The sequence below is a fragment of the Sphingomonas sp. CCH21-G11 genome (assembly GCF_001555965.1).
Taxonomy (GTDB): Bacteria; Pseudomonadota; Alphaproteobacteria; order Sphingomonadales; family Sphingomonadaceae; genus Sphingomonas.
Genome location: NZ_LSHX01000031.1, coordinates 19,701 through 35,732, shown reverse-complemented (window position 1 = coordinate 35,732; position 16,032 = coordinate 19,701). Strand labels below are relative to the sequence as shown.

General features: G+C 66.8%; 13 protein-coding genes. 10 read left to right on the top strand and 3 right to left on the bottom strand.

Features of this window, described 5'->3' with window-relative positions; genetic code table 11:
- The first annotated feature begins 55 nt into the window (after window positions 1-55).
- The 6 genes from AX676_RS07840 to AX676_RS07815 all read left to right on the top strand — a co-directional run bounded on the left by AX676_RS07840 (window position 56) and on the right by AX676_RS07815 (window position 7,679).
- Window positions 56-2,212, top strand: a complete 2,157-nt coding sequence (locus AX676_RS07840) for an ABC transporter substrate-binding protein (RefSeq protein WP_156437847.1) — start codon at window positions 56-58, stop codon at window positions 2,210-2,212.
- Window positions 2,209-3,225, top strand: coding sequence for an ABC transporter permease (locus AX676_RS07835; RefSeq protein WP_197417160.1), 1,017 nt, complete (start codon window positions 2,209-2,211; stop codon window positions 3,223-3,225). The genes AX676_RS07840 and AX676_RS07835 overlap by 4 nt, the downstream gene beginning before the upstream one ends.
- Window positions 3,222-4,298 (top strand): ABC transporter permease, encoded by a 1,077-nt coding sequence (locus AX676_RS07830; RefSeq protein WP_197417161.1) that lies wholly within the window; start codon window positions 3,222-3,224, stop codon window positions 4,296-4,298. Before AX676_RS07835 ends, AX676_RS07830 begins: the two co-directional genes overlap by 4 nt.
- Entirely contained in the window at window positions 4,279-5,883 is a 1,605-nt protein-coding gene (locus tag AX676_RS07825) for an ABC transporter ATP-binding protein (protein ID WP_197417162.1), read from the top strand. Before AX676_RS07830 ends, AX676_RS07825 begins: the two co-directional genes overlap by 20 nt.
- Window positions 5,884-5,977: 94 nt before the next feature.
- Window positions 5,978-6,832, top strand: a complete 855-nt coding sequence (locus AX676_RS07820) for a phytanoyl-CoA dioxygenase family protein (protein WP_066482901.1) — start codon at window positions 5,978-5,980, stop codon at window positions 6,830-6,832.
- A gap of 10 nt (window positions 6,833-6,842) precedes the next feature.
- The gene (locus tag AX676_RS07815; RefSeq protein WP_197417163.1) at window positions 6,843-7,679 is read left to right on the top strand and encodes a helix-turn-helix domain-containing protein; all 837 of its coding nucleotides are present in this window, start codon (window positions 6,843-6,845) and stop codon (window positions 7,677-7,679) included.
- 250 nt (window positions 7,680-7,929) lie between these two features.
- Here AX676_RS07815 and AX676_RS07810 read toward each other — a convergent pair whose 3' ends face one another.
- The gene (locus AX676_RS07810; protein ID WP_197417164.1) at window positions 7,930-8,859 is read right to left on the bottom strand and encodes a cyclase family protein; all 930 of its coding nucleotides are present in this window, start codon (window positions 8,857-8,859) and stop codon (window positions 7,930-7,932) included.
- Window positions 8,860-9,041: 182 nt separating this feature from the next.
- On the opposite strand from AX676_RS07810, the gene AX676_RS07805 reads away from it, so the two are divergent.
- Window positions 9,042-10,202, top strand: coding sequence for a thiolase domain-containing protein (locus tag AX676_RS07805; RefSeq protein WP_066482893.1), 1,161 nt, complete (start codon window positions 9,042-9,044; stop codon window positions 10,200-10,202).
- Between the two features lie 4 nt (window positions 10,203-10,206).
- Window positions 10,207-10,605 (top strand): Zn-ribbon domain-containing OB-fold protein, encoded by a 399-nt coding sequence (locus AX676_RS07800; RefSeq protein ID WP_066482891.1) that lies wholly within the window; start codon window positions 10,207-10,209, stop codon window positions 10,603-10,605.
- Between the two features lie 91 nt (window positions 10,606-10,696).
- Here AX676_RS07800 and AX676_RS07795 read toward each other — a convergent pair whose 3' ends face one another.
- Complete coding sequence (locus AX676_RS07795; RefSeq protein ID WP_066644573.1) at window positions 10,697-11,542, bottom strand: MaoC/PaaZ C-terminal domain-containing protein; 846 nt, start codon at window positions 11,540-11,542, stop codon at window positions 10,697-10,699.
- Entirely contained in the window at window positions 11,533-13,347 is a 1,815-nt protein-coding gene (locus AX676_RS07790; protein WP_066482880.1) for an acyl-CoA dehydrogenase, read from the bottom strand. The genes AX676_RS07795 and AX676_RS07790 overlap by 10 nt, the downstream gene beginning before the upstream one ends.
- Window positions 13,348-13,443: 96 nt before the next feature.
- Here AX676_RS07790 and AX676_RS07785 point away from each other — a divergent pair, with 96 nt between their 5' ends.
- Both AX676_RS07785 and AX676_RS07780 read left to right on the top strand, forming a co-directional pair.
- A complete protein-coding gene (locus AX676_RS07785; RefSeq protein WP_066483063.1) occupies window positions 13,444-14,352 on the top strand; it encodes an SDR family NAD(P)-dependent oxidoreductase in 909 nt (302 codons plus the stop codon).
- Window positions 14,353-14,434: 82 nt separating this feature from the next.
- On the top strand, window positions 14,435-16,027 hold the full coding sequence (locus AX676_RS07780) for a class I adenylate-forming enzyme family protein (RefSeq protein ID WP_197417165.1): 1,593 nt from the start codon (window positions 14,435-14,437) through the stop codon (window positions 16,025-16,027).
- Window positions 16,028-16,032 lie beyond the last annotated feature (5 nt).

The window sequence follows — 16,032 nt, the reverse complement described above, 5'->3', positions numbered from 1 at the left end:
TAACGCACGCTCGCGTCATGAGCGATTAATATGATGATTGAACTCGCGCCCGGCGATGGTTAGCCTTCATGGCCGAGAGGACAGCGCCGTCGACAAGGCTGATACATGCTGGCGATCACGCGCATCGCGCCGTACCGCCCCGATGCTGGCGGTGGCGGCCGGCATGCTCGTGTCGGGCGGTTGCGGTCAGCCCGCCGCCCCGGTGTCGTCCCCCGCCATCGCCACGCCAGGCCCCGGCGAAGTCGGCGCCGGCGCTGGCGTCGGGCCTGCGGACCTTGTCAGCTATCGTCGACTGCCCGCCTATGCCGAGCCCGCCTGGGTCACGCGCGATTTCGTCCGCAAGGGCAAGCTGCCGCCGGTCGAGCGCCGCCTGCCGCGCGAGCCTTTGGTCTACGGTCCGGCCGCCATGCCCGACGGGCCGGGGACCTATGGCGATGCACTGCGTCAGGTGACCGGCGGCCGGCCCGAGGGCTGGAATTACAGCGCGGGGCAATCGCAGGGCTGGGGCGGGATCGACCTGGCGACGATGGAATGCCTCACCCGCACCGGCCCGCTGTTCCTGGTCGATCCGGCGCGGCTCGAGCCGCTGCCGAATCTGGCGAAAAGCTGGCGCTGGTCGGCGGACGGGCGGCAATTGACCATGCAGCTGATCGAGGGGGCGAAATGGTCGGACGGCCACCCGTTCAGCAGCGCGGACGTGATGTTCTACTGGAACGACAATGTCCTCGACCCCAATGTCAGCCCGCTCAACGGCGCCTCACCCGACAGCTTCGGGCCGGGAACGCGGCTGGAGGCGCTCGGCCCCTACACGATCCGCTGGACGTTCCGGCGGCCGTTCCCGCGCGATTATCTGTACCAGATGGCGTACGGCAAATTCTGCCCGGGGCCCGCACATGTGCTGCGTCCCCACCATCCGCGCTACAATCCGCGCAGCAGCTACCAGGCGTACAAGCTCGCCTTTCCCGCCAGCCGGGTGAACTTTCCGGTGATGGGGGCGTGGGTCGTCACCGAATATCGCCCCGACGATATCCTGATCCTGCGCCGCAACCCCTATTACTGGAAGGTCGATGCGCGCGGCCGCCAGCTGCCCTATCTGGACGAAGTGCAATATCGCCTGCTGTCCTGGGGCGACCGCGAGGTGCAGGCGATCGCCGGCGGCAGCGACATGGCGAATATCGAAGGCCCGGCAAGCTTCGTTGAGGTGCTGCGCAGTGCTGCCCGGCCGCAGGCGAGCTTTCGTGCGATCTTCGGCCCGCGCACCATCGCCTATTCCGTGCATTTCAACCTGTCCGGCAATGGCTGGGGCGAACCAGACGCGCGCGGCCGGGCGGTCCGGCGCCTCAACCGCACCACCCGTTTCCGCCAGGCGGTCAGCATGGCGATCGATCGCGTACGGCTGGGCGAGACTCAGACGCGCGGGCCGTTCATCCATCCCTATCCCGGAGGCCTGCTTGAAAGTGCGCCCCTTTACGATGCGCGCGACACGATCGAATATCCGCACGATCCCGCGACCGCGCGCGCGCTGCTCGCCTCGATCGGGCTGGTCGACCGCGACGGCGACGGGTTCGTCAATTATCCCCGCGACACGCAGGACGGTGCCAACGTCACGATCGTGCTGACCGCCAGCCCCGACAGCGTGATCGAACGCTCTTTTGCCGAGGGGATTCAGATGTTTGCCCGCGACGCCGGTCTGCGCGTGGTGCTGCGCTTTGCCAGCGGGCCGCAGCGCGACGCGCTGCGCGCGAGCGGCCAGTTCGACTGGGTGCTCCAGCGCAACGAGACGACCGAGCTCAACACCGTGGTCCAGGGCGCGGACGCGCTTGCGCCCACCGGGCCCTACACCCATGCCTTTCACCGCGCCGGCCCCGACGGCCGGCTCGACCTGCTGCCGCACGAACGGCAGCTCGTGGGCCTGGTCCGCGCGTTCATCGCGAGCCCGGACGCGGCCGAACGGCGGCGGCTGATGCGGCTGTATCAACGCGTGTCGACCGCCAACGTCAACGCGCTCGGGCTGATCCAATATTCGGGCGGGGTGCTGATCGACAAGCGGTTCGCCAACGTGCCCGCCGGCACCCCCGTCATCATGTTCAACTGGGCGGAGGATGCGATCATGCGCGAACGGCTGTGGGTGCCGCGCGCGCGCCGCAGCAGGTATGAATTGCGTCCCGGCACGCTGCCGGGCTGCTTCGATTGCGGCGGTGCGCGGCGGTGACGGTGATCTGGTTCCTGATCCGCCGGCTGGCGGCCGCGATCCCGACGGTGGTGCTGCTCAGCCTCGTCACCTTCCTGATCATTCAGGCACCGCCCGGTGACTACGCCGATTCGCTGCGCACTCAGCTGATCAATCAGGGTGGTGCATCGGCCGCGGAGGCCGAGGCCCAGGCCGCGCGGTTTCGTGCCGAGAACGGCCTCAACGATCCGCTGCTGGTCCAATATGCGCGCTGGGCGGGCGGGATCGTGACCCGCGGCGATTTCGGCTTTTCCTACGCGGCCAACCGGCCGGTTGCGGACATCGTCGGCGAGCGCTTGTGGCCGACGCTGCTGCTGGCGCTGACCAGTCACCTGCTGGCGACCGCGATCGGCATCGCGCTCGGCGTGCTGGCGGCGACGCGCGCGGGGCGCTGGACCGACGCCGCGCTCAACCTGTTCGCCTTTGTCGGCATGACGACGCCGCGCTTCCTGTTGGCGTTGATCGCGCTCTACGTCCTCGTATTCCAGTTCGACCTGGCTCAGGTCGGCAGTTTCCAGTCGGCGGCCTATGTCGGCGCGCCGTGGTCGTGGGGCAAATTCGCCGACCTGGTCGCGCACGTGTGGCCCGCGATCCTGATCGCGGCATGGGGCGGCATCGCCTATTCGATGCGGGTGATGCGCGGCAATTTGCTCGACGTGCTCAACGCGCAATATGTCGAGACCGCGCGTGCCAAGGGGCTGTCCCCCGCCCGGGTGATCTGGCGTCATGCCGTCCCCAATGCACTGCACCCGCTGGTTGCGCACCAGGGCGTGGCGCTGCCCTATATGGTGACGGGCGAGATCGAGGTGGCGATCGTGTTCGGGCTGGCGACCGTCGGACCCGCGATCGTCGGCGCGATGGCGGTCGGCGACGTGTTCGTCGCTGCGACCTTCATGCTGGTGCTGGCGGTGACGCTGATCATCGGCAATATCCTCGCCGATCTCGGGCTGGCGCTGCTTGATCCGCGCATCCGGCTGGAAGGGCGCAAATCGTGAGCGGCGCGCCCGCTGCCGGCGGTGACAGCTATGCCCGGCTGGTCTGGCGGCGCTTTCGCCGGTCGCGGCTGGGGATGGCGGGGCTGATCGCGCTCGCGCTGATCGGCGTGGTGCTGCTGATCGGGCCGTTCCTTGCGCCGCATGACCCGGACCAGCGTTTCGCCTCCTATCAACCGCCGAGCCGGATCGGAATCGATTCGTCGGGGCTCTACGCGGTCAATGCGCGGCCGACCGGTGCGATCGATCCGGTCACGTTCCAGCCGGTGCTGAGCCGCGACGGCGCGCCGCGCGAGCGCCTGGGCCTGTTCGTTCGGGTCCCGCGCTACCGGCTGATCGGGCCGGTCATGGCGAACCGGCGACTGGTCGCCCCGATCGCCCCGGGCGGGCGCCTTCACCTGATGGGGGCGGACCGCTTCGGGCGCGACATCTTTTCGCGCGGACTGGTCGCTGCGCGTGTCTCGATGCTCATCGCGCTGGCGGTCGGCGGGCTGACCACGCTCGCCGGGCTGATCGTCGGCGCGACCTCCGGCTATATCGGCGGCGCGGTCGATCGCTGGATCCAGCGCGGCGTCGACTTCCTGCTCGCCTTCCCCCAGCTGCCGCTCTACCTCACGCTCGGGGCACTCATCCCGGTGACCGTATCGTCCGGGCTGTTCGTCGCCATCCTCATCCTGACCTTGTCGGTGCTCGGCTGGGCGGGGTTGAGCCGCGAGATCCGCGGCAAGACGCTCACTCTGGCGCGGATGGACTATGTCCGCGCCGCGGTCGCGCTCGGGGCCGGCGACCGGCGGATCATCCTGCGCCACATCGCGCCCAATCTGATGTCGCATCTGCTGGTCAGCTTCACGCTCACCCTGCCTGCGGTCGTCCTGCTGGAGAGCTTCCTGGGCTTTCTGGGCCTGGCGGTGAAGCCGCCGATGATTTCCTGGGGACTGATGCTCCAGGATGTCAGCGGCTATGCCGCGATCGGCTCATACCCCTTCATCCTGTTTCCGGTGGTGTTCGTCTTCGTCGCCGTCTTTGCCTTCAATGCTGTCGGGGATGCGCTGCGCGATGCCGTCGATCCCTATTGATCCCCCGCCGCTGCTGAGCGCGCGCGACATCGGCGTGACCTTTCGCGTCGAAGGGGGCGAGGTGGCGGCGGTGCGCGGTGTCGACCTCGACATCCGCCGCGGCGAGATGCTGGCGCTGGTCGGCGAATCGGGGTCGGGCAAGTCGGTGACCGCCCGCGTGCTGATGGGCCTGCACGGCCGCAATGCGCGCATCTCGCCCGACACGCGCATCATGCTGGAGGGCCAGCCGCTCGACATCGCCGACGATCGCCGGATGCGCCGTGAGCGCGGGCGCTCGATCGCGATGGTGTTTCAGGAACCGATGAGTTCGCTCAACCCGGTCTATCGGGTCGGCGACCAGATCGTCGAAGCGATCCGTGCGCATCAGCCGCTGCGCAAAGCCGCCGCCCTGGCGCGCGCCGCCGAGCTGCTGGCGCAGGTGCAGCTGCCCGATCCGTCCGCGATGCTGCGCCGCTATCCCCACGAACTGTCGGGCGGCCAGCGCCAGCGCGTGATGATCGCGATGGCGCTGGCCAATCATCCGCGCCTGCTGATCGCCGATGAGCCGACCACTGCGCTGGACGTCCGCGTCCAGGCCGAGATTCTCGAGCTGATCCGCGCGCTTCAGGTCGAACACGACATTGCGGTACTCCTCATCACTCACGACCTGACCGTGGTGCGCAACTATGCCGACCGCGTGGCGGTGATGCAGCGCGGCGCGCTGGTCGAGCAGGGACACACCGCCACGCTGTTCGCCAACCCGCAGCACCCCTATACGCGCCAGCTGCTCGCAGCCGAGCCGACCGGCTTTGCCGACCCCGTCGCCCCCGGGGCGCCGTTGATCGAGGCGGCGGCGGTGCGCATCGCCTTTCCCGGCCGGGGCAAGTCCGCGCCAACGATCGCGGTCCATGGCGCCGACCTTCAGGTCGCGCGTGGCGAGGCGGTCGGCATCGTCGGGGAATCGGGGTCCGGCAAGACGACGCTGGCATTGGCGCTGACCCGCCTGATCGAGGCCAGCGGCGGCGAAATCCGTTTTGCGGGCGAAGCGATCCACCGGCACGACCGCCGGCGGATGCGGCCGCTGCGCACCCGGATGCAGATCGTGCTGCAGGACCCGTTCGCCTCGCTCAACCCGCGCATGTCGGTGCGCGCGCTGGTCGAGGAGGGGCTGATCGTCAACCGGATCGGCAACAGTGCCGCCGATCGGCTCGATCGGGTCAGGGCCGCGCTGGTCGCCGCCGGGTTGCCGACCGATATCCTCAACCGCTTCCCCCACGAATTTTCGGGTGGCCAGCGCCAGCGGCTGTCGATCGCGCGCGCGATCGCGGTCGAGCCCGAACTGCTCGTGCTCGACGAGCCGACAGCGGCGCTCGACCTGTCGGTCCAGGCCCAGATTCTGGACACGCTGCGGACGCTCCAGCGCGAGCGCGGGCTGAGCTACCTCTTCATCTCGCACGACCTTCGGGTGGTACGCGCGCTGTGCCAGCGGGTGATCGTGATGCGCGACGGCCGGATCGTCGAGGAGGGGACGACACGCGACGTGCTGGAGCGACCCTCGACCGATTATACCGCCCGGCTCGTACAGGCCGCATTCCACATCCGCTAAGTCATGCGACAATATCGAAGGTCTTTGCGTCAACGCTCGATTTTCGCCGGGACCACCCTGGTTTAGACTGGCGACAATCGACAAGGATGCTCCGATGATACCGACCGCGCACGATGCTCAGGATTTCGCGTTCGACCTGCAGGGCTATCTGGTGCTGCGCAACGCGATCGCGCCGGATCTGCTGGGCGAGTTGAACCGCGCGTTCGACGCGTTTCCGCAGCTGGCCAGCGGCGACTGGTGGGGCAATGTCCAGCGGCTCGACAATTCGGGCCATGCCGGGGTCGAGCTGCACAACATCGTCGAAGCCGGGTCGCCGTTCGAGGCGCTGATCGATCACCCCGCCTGGATCGACCGGGTCGCGCGCTATTGCGGGGAACAGGGCAGCTATGTCGAAGGGCTGTTCATCGACGAATGTTTCGCATCGGTCCGGCGGACCGGCGGCTTCTTTCCGCTGCATTCGGGCGGACAGGACGGCGTGGTGCGCAACCAGTTCCGCTTCGTGAACGGGCAGTTCCGTTGTGCACAGGTCAATATCCTGCTGGCATTGACCGACATCGGGCCGGGCGACGGCGCGACCCGCGTGCTGCCGGGCAGCCACAAGAGCAATATCGCCCACCCCGTCTTCGCCCGCACGTTCGATTCGCGTCGCGAGGACGAGGACGAGACGGTTGAGGGCGCGATCGAGGTCCATCTGAATGCTGGCGATGCGCTGCTGTTCGTCGATGCGATCGCGCATGGCGCGGCGCGGCGCATCAACGCTGGCGACCGCCGCGCGGTCATTTATCGCTACGGCCCGGCCTGGGGCGCGACGCGGCACGGCTTCCGATACAGCGACGACCTGCTCGAGCGATTGACGCCGGCGCGGCGCCGAATCCTTCAACCGATCCCGCCGCGCATTCCGGGCGTGACCCCTGGCTATGGCGAGGCGCGCGCGGTGGCCGCCGAATGAGTGCCTGCGTGTGACGGCAGAGCCGGCGAATCCGCCCGCCGCGCCGATCCTGGCGGGGGATCAGCGCCAGCGCCCCGGTGTCGTCTCGCGCGCGGTGCGGCCGACGGGCACCCGCGACTGGTTGCTCGTGGCGACGCTGGCGGGCGCTGGCTTCGTCCGCGCAGGCGGGGTGCGCCATGCCCTGGAACCGGGGGACCTTCTGCTGTTCCGTCCGGGGTCGCCGCAGGATTACGGCCATCGCGACGATTCCGGAACGTGGCGCAACGTGTGGGTTCATTTCCAGCCGCGCGAGGACTGGTTGCGCTGGCTGGCCTGGCCGGCGCTTGCCCCAGGAATCATGCGGCTGCGGCGGCCTGATCTGCTCGCGCGGCTGCGGCCGCAGCTGTCGGGGCTGGCGCGCGCGCTCGACGGCACGGCGCTTGGCCGGCTCGACGCGATGAACCGGCTCGAACGCGTCCTGATCGACGCCGCCGATCGCACGGCCGAGGCGACGGTCGATCCGCGGCTGCGCCGCGTCATCGACCATGTCCAGGCCAGCCCGGCCGCGCGGCTCGACGGCCCGGCACTGGCCGCGCTGGCGGGGCTGTCGCGGTCGCGGCTGAGCGCGATGTTCCAGGCGCAGCTTGGCACGACCCCGCAGGCCTTTGTCGAGCGCGCCCGCCTGATGCACGCGGCCGGACTGCTGCAATCCACCCGCGCGCCGCTTGCGGTCGTCGCGGCACGATCCGGTTTCGCCAGTTCCTTTTATTTCTCGACCCGCTTCCGGCGCGCGTTCGGGACGTCGCCTCGGCAATATCGTCACGCCGCACATCGGCTCGACCCCGCCGAGCCACCAGGCCGCACCTGACCACGACCCCGCCATGAATATGGCGGGCACGTGGGGGCAGGGGAATCGCGAAACGCGGATTTTTGAGGGATATCCGACCTTCGGCCCTACAGCGGGACAAGCATATCCCAGATGGAATTCGCAACGGGGCCTTCATCGGGCGAAGCCCGGGTCGGCTGGCGCTGCCCTGGTCTGGTGTCATCGCGTTGCCTGACCAGGCGCGGCAGCGACAATGACATGGCTCGACTGACTCGCTTGTCGATCATCGCCGTTACTTGATGACGATCGGGTTCACGGGCGCGCCCGTGCCTCCGACGACCTTCAGGGGCGCAGCCACATAGAGGAAGGTCCATTGGCCGTCCCCGGCACAGTCCTCGGCCAGCGGATCGAGTTGCGCGATCTCGGTAAAGGTGACGCCCAGATTGCGCATGAGCGAATGGTGCAAGGCGAACGATACGCCGGACTCGGGATGGATCGCCAGTTCGTTGGCGATGGTGTCTGTCACCAGATTGGGAATTTCCATGGCGTGGAACCACTCGACCAGTTCGCGGCTGAAACACAGGCCCGGCTCGGCATAGTCGGCGTAAAATTCCTGCTGGTCGCGGTGGTAGTAGGAGCCGATCCATCCCGTGCGCAGGATGAGGATGTCATGCTTCTCAATGGTCACGTCCTGGGCGGCGGCGGCGGCCAGCACATCTTCCAGACCAAAGCTCTCGCCGCGGTCCAGCCATGCCTTGCCGCGATGCCGCGCGATATCAATCAGCACCGCGCGGCCCGCGATGCCGCGTTCGGCGATCGGCAGCACGCTGGCCTTCGCCATCGCGCCGATGGTCGAACGCGCGTCATAGCCGTTGTACAGCTTGTCGTCGTGCCAGACATGGCCGAGCGCGTCATATTGGGTCGATCCTTGTAGATACAGGATCATCATATCGTCCGAATATTCGGTGCCGCCGGGAATCTCGTCCATTTTGCCGGACAGGAAATCGCCCTTGTCCAGCACGTTCACCCGGTGCGCCTGCTTCCGGCCCGGCCAGACGGGATCGCCCCGTTCGTGACCCATCGGAATCTGGAGCGTGAATGTCTTTCCCGATCGCACGGCGGCAATTCCGCGCAGCACCTGAGCGGCGTCGAGGAAATTCAACGCGCCGACTTCATCCGCGCTGCCCCAACGGCCCCAGTTGGTGGGCAGGCCGGCCAGCAATGCCTTGGCACTTGGCTTGGCGGGGGCGTGAGTGTCGCACATGCTTACGGTTCCTCTCCCTGTCGGTCTGTCTGGCGGGATCATGCGGCGTTTCGCCGTTGCGATCCAGCATTGACCAATTCGGTCTCCCCATCCTATACGAACAAACGTTCGTATCAATAATTGTTTTGGGGAGAGGGGATTTGAGCGCCCGACCAAAGGCCTATATCGCCGGCATATCGGAACACCCCGTCCGCAAGGCGACCGATCTGTCCACGGCTCAGATCGTCGCGGACGTGGTCCGCTGGGCCCTGGCCGATGCGGGGCTGGATCATCACGCGGTCGATGGTTTCCTGTGCGATGCGGAGATGCCGGGCCTCGGCGTCCTGTCGATCGCGGAATATCTCGGTCTGCGCCTGACCTATATGGACAATACCGACCCCGGCGGTTCGGCCTACCAGATGCATGTCGCGCATGCGGCGGAGGCGATTGCGGCGGGCAAGTGCAACGTCGCCATCGTCGTACTGGCCGGCCGTCCGCGCGCGGCGGGCGCGGGTGCGGATCCCAAGCCCGATTTCAACGTGCCGGAACTGGCGTTCGAACATCCCTATGGCTCGATGGTGCTCAATCAATATGCGATGGTCGCGCAGCGGCACATGCACGAATACGGCTTGACCAGCGAACAGCTCGCCTGGGTCAAGGTCGCCGCGTCGCACCACGCCCAGCACAATCCCCACGCCATGCTGAAGAATGTCGTGACGGTGGAGGAAGTCGTCGAATCGCCGATGATCGCCGATCCGCTCCATCGGCTGGATTGCTGTGTGGTCAGCGATGGCGGCGGTGCAATCGTCGTCGTTTCGCCGGAAATCGCCAGATCGCTGAACCGGCCGCTGATCGCCATTCGCGGTGCCGGTGAGGCAGTGAAACATCTGAACGGTGGTCGCATCGACCTGACCTATAGTTCGGCGCGGGAGGCCGGGCGCATCGCGTTCGAACAAGCCGGCGTGACCCCGGCCGATATCAAATACGCCTCCATCTATGACAGCTTCACGATCACCGTCGTGCAGCAGCTGGAGGATCTAGGCTTCTGTCCGCCGGGCGGGGGCGGGCGCTTCGTCGCCGACGGCAACCTGATCTCCGGCGTCGGCAAGCTGCCGTTCAACACCGATGGCGGGGGCCTGTGCAGCAATCACCCCAATAACCGCGGCGGGATGACCAAGATCCTGGAGGCGGTTCGCCAGCTGCGGGGGGAGGCGCATCCGGCGGTGCAGGTGCCGAACTGCGATCTGGCGCTGGCCCAGGGCATGGGCGGCTGGCTGGGTAGCCGCAATGCCAGCGGCACGCTGATCCTCGAAAGGGAATGAACCGATGATTGAAGCTCTGCCGACCCTGCCCGCCCCCGCGATCAGCGCCGAGGTCGCCCATTACTGGGCGGCGGCGGGCGCGGGGAAGCTCGCCATCCGCACCTGCAATAGCTGCGGGGAACTGCACCATTATCCACGTGCCATCTGTCCCTTTTGCCATTCCGACCAGCTCGACTGGCGCGAGGCGGCGGGGACGGGAACCATCTATTCCTTCAGCGTGATGCGTCGCGCCGCGACACCCTATGCCATCGCCTATGTGAAGCTGGACGAGGGCGTGACGATGCTGACGCACATCGTCGGCGCGGATTTCGACGCTATCCGCATCGGCCAGCGCGTGACCGTGGATTTCGCCCCGACGGAAGGGGATGGGCCGAAGGTGCCGGTGTTCAGGTTAGTGGCGTAAGGGAAGCCCTTAGCGTCGAGCGAAGGCGAGACACTTGATGCCAGGTGTCTCGACCTCGCTTGACGCGGATGGAATGGGATTCTGGGTGGGCCTAACGCAGCAGCACTAAGCCCTGGTCGATCGCCACCACGTCTCGCTCTACCACGATGAGCTGGAACGACAGCGTGTCGCCTTCCACCCAGATGCGCGCCTCAAGCGTCTCATTCATGAAAATGGGGGAGGTGAATCGGCCCGCGACATGGGCGACGCGCTCCGGCTGATCGCCCACCGCTTCTCCGATCACGGCACGCAGCACCATGCCATAGCTGCACAGGCCGTGCAGGATCGGTGCGGGAAATCCGGCAGCACGGGCAAAATCGGGATCGACGTGCAGCGGGTTATGGTCGCCGGACAGACGATAGAGATGCGCCTGGTTGGGCGCGACCCGCCAGCGGCGCTGGTGGTCCCATGGTCGATCGGGAATCGCATGCGGCGTGGGTCCGCCCTTTGCTGGCCCGCCAAAGCCGCCATCGCCGCGGGCGAAGACCGTGGACAGGAGGGTGGCCAGCGGCTCCGGCCGACCTTCCTCTTGCAGCCTGGTCTCCACGTAAAGCAGCGCGCCCTTGCCGGGCCCCTTGTCCACCGCCTCGACGATCCGGACGCTGGAGCGCAGGGTCGCCGTCGCGGGCAGGGGACGGTGCAGCGTGATCCGCTGTTCGCCATGGACGATGCGCGTGGCGTCGAGGCTGAGCCGGCCGATCCAGCTATCGTCCCAGGCCACAACGGTCGCCATGGAAGGCACGACCCGCGGCGCCGGACCGATCAGATAGGGAAGATCGGCAGCGGCGCCGTCCTGCCCCAAGCCGATGCCGAGCGCGTAGAGCCGTGTCCGCTCAGCGTCGTATTGGAATGTCCGTTCAGGGAACGGCGCGGCCAGCGCCTCGAGCGTCAAAGGCATGCGGGATCGACATCCAGCAAGGTGCGATCCAGCCGCTCGACAATATCGAGCCACGGGCCGACCCGGCCCAGCTCATAGGCGAAGAAGAAACGCGTCGCGGCCAGCTTGCCCTCGTAAAAGCGTTTCGCTTCCGCACCCGGCGTCTCGTCGAGCGCATTCAGCGCCACGATCGATTGACGCAGCCACATCCAGCCGATGCAGATATGGCCCAGTGCATCCTGAAAGGCAGTGGCGTTGGCGATGCGCAGGCTGGGCTGATCGGCGGTCGCGGCGAGCACGGCGGCGACAGTTCGTTCGGCATGGGACAGCTTGGCGTCCAGCGCATCTGCATGGTCGGCTAGCGCGGGATGGCCACGCGCCTCGGCCAATGTCGTCCGGATCGCGCCAGTCAGTTCCGACCAATAGGCACCGTCCTCCGCCGACAGTTTCCTGCCGATCAGATCGATGGCCTGGATTCCGTTCGTCCCTTCGTGGATCAGGTTCAGCCGGTTGTCGCGATAATATTGCTCGACCGGATAATCGAGCGTGTAGCCGTAGCCGCCGAGCACCTGCATCGCCTGCTTGTTCGCTTCGAGGCAGAATTCCGATGGCCAACTTTTGACTACCGGCGTCAGGATCGCGAGCAGGCGGCGGGCCGTCTCGCGCGCCTCTTCCTCAGGTGCGGTGTGTTCCTCGTCCACTAGATAGGCGGCATAGAGGCAGAGCGCGAGCGCGCCCTCGACGAACGTCTTCTGCATCAGCAGCATGCGGCGGACATCGGCATGGTCGGTCAGCGGCACGGGCGGCGCAGCCGGATCCTTGTTCTCCGGCGGCCGCCCCTGCAGCCGCTCGCGTGCATAGTCCAAGCTATAGCGATAGCCGGCATAACCGAGCATGGTCGCCCCGGCGCCGACCGAAATTCGCGCCTCGTTCATCATCAGGAACATGGGCGCCAGGCCGCGATGCGGCTCGCCGACCAGATAGCCGACACAGTCCCCATTGTCGCCGAAGTTCAACACGGTGTTGGTCGCGGCGCGATAACCCATCTTGTGATTGAGGCCGGCGAGGCTGATGTCGTTGTGCTCGCCCACCGAACCGTCGCTGTTCAGCCGCCGCTTGGGCACGACGAACAGCGAAATGCCCCGCGTGCCGGCCGGTGCACCGTCGATCCGCGCCAGGACGAGATGGACGATGTTCTCGCCCAGCTCATGCTCCCCGCCGGAAATCCACATCTTGGTGCCCTGGATGCGATAGGTGCCATCGCCATTGGGAATGGCGCGGGTGCGCAGGTCCGCCAGGCTCGATCCGGCGTGCGGTTCGGACAGGCACATGGTGCCGTGGAAGCGCCCCTCCAGCATCGGGCGCATGTACAGTTCCTTCTGCTCCTGCGACCCGTGCGCGCGCAGCACATTGGCCGCGGAAACGGTCAGGAAATAATAGATGGTCGCGCCGATGTTGCAGCCCTGGAACATGGCGTAGCAGCTTTGCAGCACCGTCCAAGGCAATTGCTGCCCACCCTCCTCATACGGCAGGTGGGCCGACATGAACCCCGCTTCCGTAAAGGCGCGGATCGCCTCGCCGATTTCAGGCACCAGCACGACTTTGCCGTCCTCGACATAGGGTTCGTTAGCGTCGCTCTTGCGATATCCCGGCAGGAAGTGATCCACGGCCACCCGCTCGGCCAGATCCAGCGTCGCATCCAGGGTCGCGCGATCGTGATCAGCAAACAGCGGACGATCCGAAAGCCCCAGCGTCGGTAGCACCTCGAAAATCTGGAAATTGAAATCGTCGCGGCTGATCGGTGAAGTGGGCGTCTGCGCCGCCATGACCTGCTCCCTTTGAAATGCTTCGACGGCTCTTGACGGGCCTCGTGCATCCGACTTAAACAAACGAACGTTAGTTTGCAAGGGAGGAGAGTGCGCGTGGCGATCCGTTTTGACGACCGGACGGCGATCGTGACCGGAGCCGGCAGCGGGCTTGGCCGCGCGCATGCGCTGATGCTGGCCAGCCGTGGCGCACGGGTGGTCGTGAACGATCCGGGCAAGTCGGCGGGCGGCGAATGGCTTGCGGATGCGGTCGTGGCAGAAATTGTCGCGGCCGGGGGACAGGCGGCGGCGAACCACGAATCGGTCGCTTCAGTCGAGGGCGCGCAGCGGCTGGTCGAACAGGCGGTTGATGCCTTTGGCGGGCTGGACATCCTCATCAACAACGCCGGCATTCTGCGCGATCGCAGCTTCGTGAAAAGCGATATGGCGGATTTCGATCTGGTGGTGGCGGTGCATCTTCTGGGCTCCGCTTACTGCACGCGCGCCGCCTGGCCGATCATGCAGCAGGCCGGATATGGCAGGATCGTGATGACGCTTTCCAACACCGGGCTGTACGGCAATTTCGGGCAGGCCAATTACGGCGCCGCAAAGGCCGGCCTGATCGGCCTGATGAACGTGCTGAAGATCGAGGGACGAAAATACGGCATCCTCGTCAACGCGCTCGCCCCGATGGCAGCGACGGCGATGACCGAAGCCACGATGTCCCCGGAAATGCTTGCCCGCTTCGATCCCGCCTTTGCCTCTGCCGGCATGGCGGTGCTGGCCAGCGAGGGCTTTGCCGAAAGCGGGACCATTCTGTCCGCGGCGGCAGGTCACTATGCCAAGGTCCGCATCGTCAGCGCCCGCGGGGCCCAGTTTACGGCAGACGCGGTCAGCCCGGAACAGGTGCTGGACGCGTGGGACCGGATTGGCGACCTGTCCGATCCCGTCCTGTTCGAAAGTGCAGGCGACGAGGTCAACTATGTCGCCGAACGCACGATGAAGGCTGCAGCAGCTACGGATTGAACGACAGGCGCAATACACCGAAGATCGCGTCGGACCACGAATGACAGAGCCTCCAAAGAGCAAAGCGAAGAGGGGACGGACAATGGAGAGGGCCAAGCCCGCTTTGCGCCACGAACTGCTTTTCGGCGATCGCATGGTGCGCTGTTTCGCCGATCGCCCGGCCGACATCTGGTCGATGGTGACGGAGAGTGCGGCCGGCTCAGAAGCCGCACCGGCGCTGCTGTGGGGCGATGAAGGTTGCCTCGCCTATGCCGACCTGCTCGGTCGGGCGGAGGCGCTGGCGCAGCGGTTGGTCGCCGAGGGCGTTCGACGCGGCGACCGGCTGGCGACCTGGCTGTCCAACCGCGCGGAATATCCGATCTGGTTCCTTGCCTGCTGGCGGCTGGGTGCGGTGCTGGTGCCGATGGACACGCGACTGAGCATGAAGGAGGCGGCGTACCTGCTTCGTCATTCGGGCGCTGCGATGCTGTTGAGCGAAGCGGCGATGGTGGACAAGCTGCCCGCATCGGACGACTTGCCCGACCTGCGCCATGTTGTGCTGGCGGAGGAGATGACGGACTGGATCGATGGCGGCCCGCGCCCCGTCCTTCCCCCGCATGAGGCGGACGAGGAGGCTCTGGCCGCGATCCTCTACACCAGCGGTACGACCGGCGCGCCAAAGGGCGTGATGCTGGCCCATGTCAACATCGTCCATTCGGTGCTGCACTTCGAGGGGAGCTGGGGCTTGCCGCGCGGCAGCCGCACCCTGCTGGCGATCCCCGGCTGCAACGTCACCGGACTGATCACCGAGTTTCTGACCTTTTTCAGGCTGGGCGGCGCGGTCGTGCTCATGCCGCCGTTCCGCGCGGCAACATTCATCGAAGAAGCGGCGCGGCACCGGATCGACCATGCCTTCATGGTGCCTGCGCAATACAAGCTGTGCCTGATGAACGATGCGCTGGCCGCGCATGACCTGTCGTCATGGAAGCTGGGATCTTTCGGCGGTGCGCCGATGCCCGCGGCCTTCATCGCCGAACTGCGCGAGCGGTTGCCGGCCCTCAGCCTTTCCAACGGCTATGGCGCGACGGAGACGGCATCGCCCGTCGCGTTGCTGCCTGCCGCACTGACGCCGGATCATCCCGATGCGGTCGGCGCGCCGGTGCCTTGTGCCGATGTGATCGTGGTCGATGAGGATGGTCGGGAGGTTCCGCCGGGCACGCCGGGCGAGCTGTGGGTGGCCGGGCCGATGGTCGCGCGCGGCTACTGGAACAATGCCGACGCGACGCGCGCGGCATTCGTCGGCGGATACTGGCGTTCCGGTGATGTCGTCACGATGGGCGCGGACGGGCTGGTCCGGCTGCACGACCGGAAGAAGGACGTCGTCAATCGTGGCGGGTACAAGATCTACAGCGCCGAGGTGGAGGCCGCCCTCGCCGAGCATCCCGCCGTGGCGGAGGTGGCGGTGGTCGGCCGCCCAGACCCGGTGCTGGGCGAGCGCGCGCATGCCTTTGTCTGTCTGAAGGCGGACATGTCGGCGGATGCGGACGCAATCGCCGCCTTCGCCCGCGAGCGCCTGTCCGACTATAAATGCCCGGAAGGCTGGACCATCGGCATCGATCCGTTGCCCCGCAATTCCAACGGCAAGCTCTTGAAGCGGGAATTGCGCGACACCCTGGTCGAACGGGCGGAGGCCTGAGTCCC

Excerpts from the sequence above, each read along its gene's own strand:
- AX676_RS07840 (WP_156437847.1), top strand. The coding sequence starts at position 56 with ATGGTTAGCCTTCATGGCCGAGAGGACAGCGCCGTCGACAAGGCTGAT.
- AX676_RS07825 (WP_197417162.1), top strand. The coding sequence starts at position 4,279 with ATGCCGTCGATCCCTATTGATCCCCCGCCGCTGCTGAGCGCGCGCGAC.
- AX676_RS07820 (WP_066482901.1), top strand. The coding sequence starts at position 5,978 with ATGATACCGACCGCGCACGATGCTCAGGATTTCGCGTTCGACCTGCAG.
- AX676_RS07800 (WP_066482891.1), top strand. The coding sequence starts at position 10,207 with ATGATTGAAGCTCTGCCGACCCTGCCCGCCCCCGCGATCAGCGCCGAG.
- AX676_RS07795 (WP_066644573.1), bottom strand. The coding sequence starts at position 11,542 with ATGCCTTTGACGCTCGAGGCGCTGGCCGCGCCGTTCCCTGAACGGACA.
- AX676_RS07790 (WP_066482880.1), bottom strand. The coding sequence starts at position 13,347 with ATGGCGGCGCAGACGCCCACTTCACCGATCAGCCGCGACGATTTCAAT.
- AX676_RS07780 (WP_197417165.1), top strand. The coding sequence starts at position 14,435 with ATGGAGAGGGCCAAGCCCGCTTTGCGCCACGAACTGCTTTTCGGCGAT.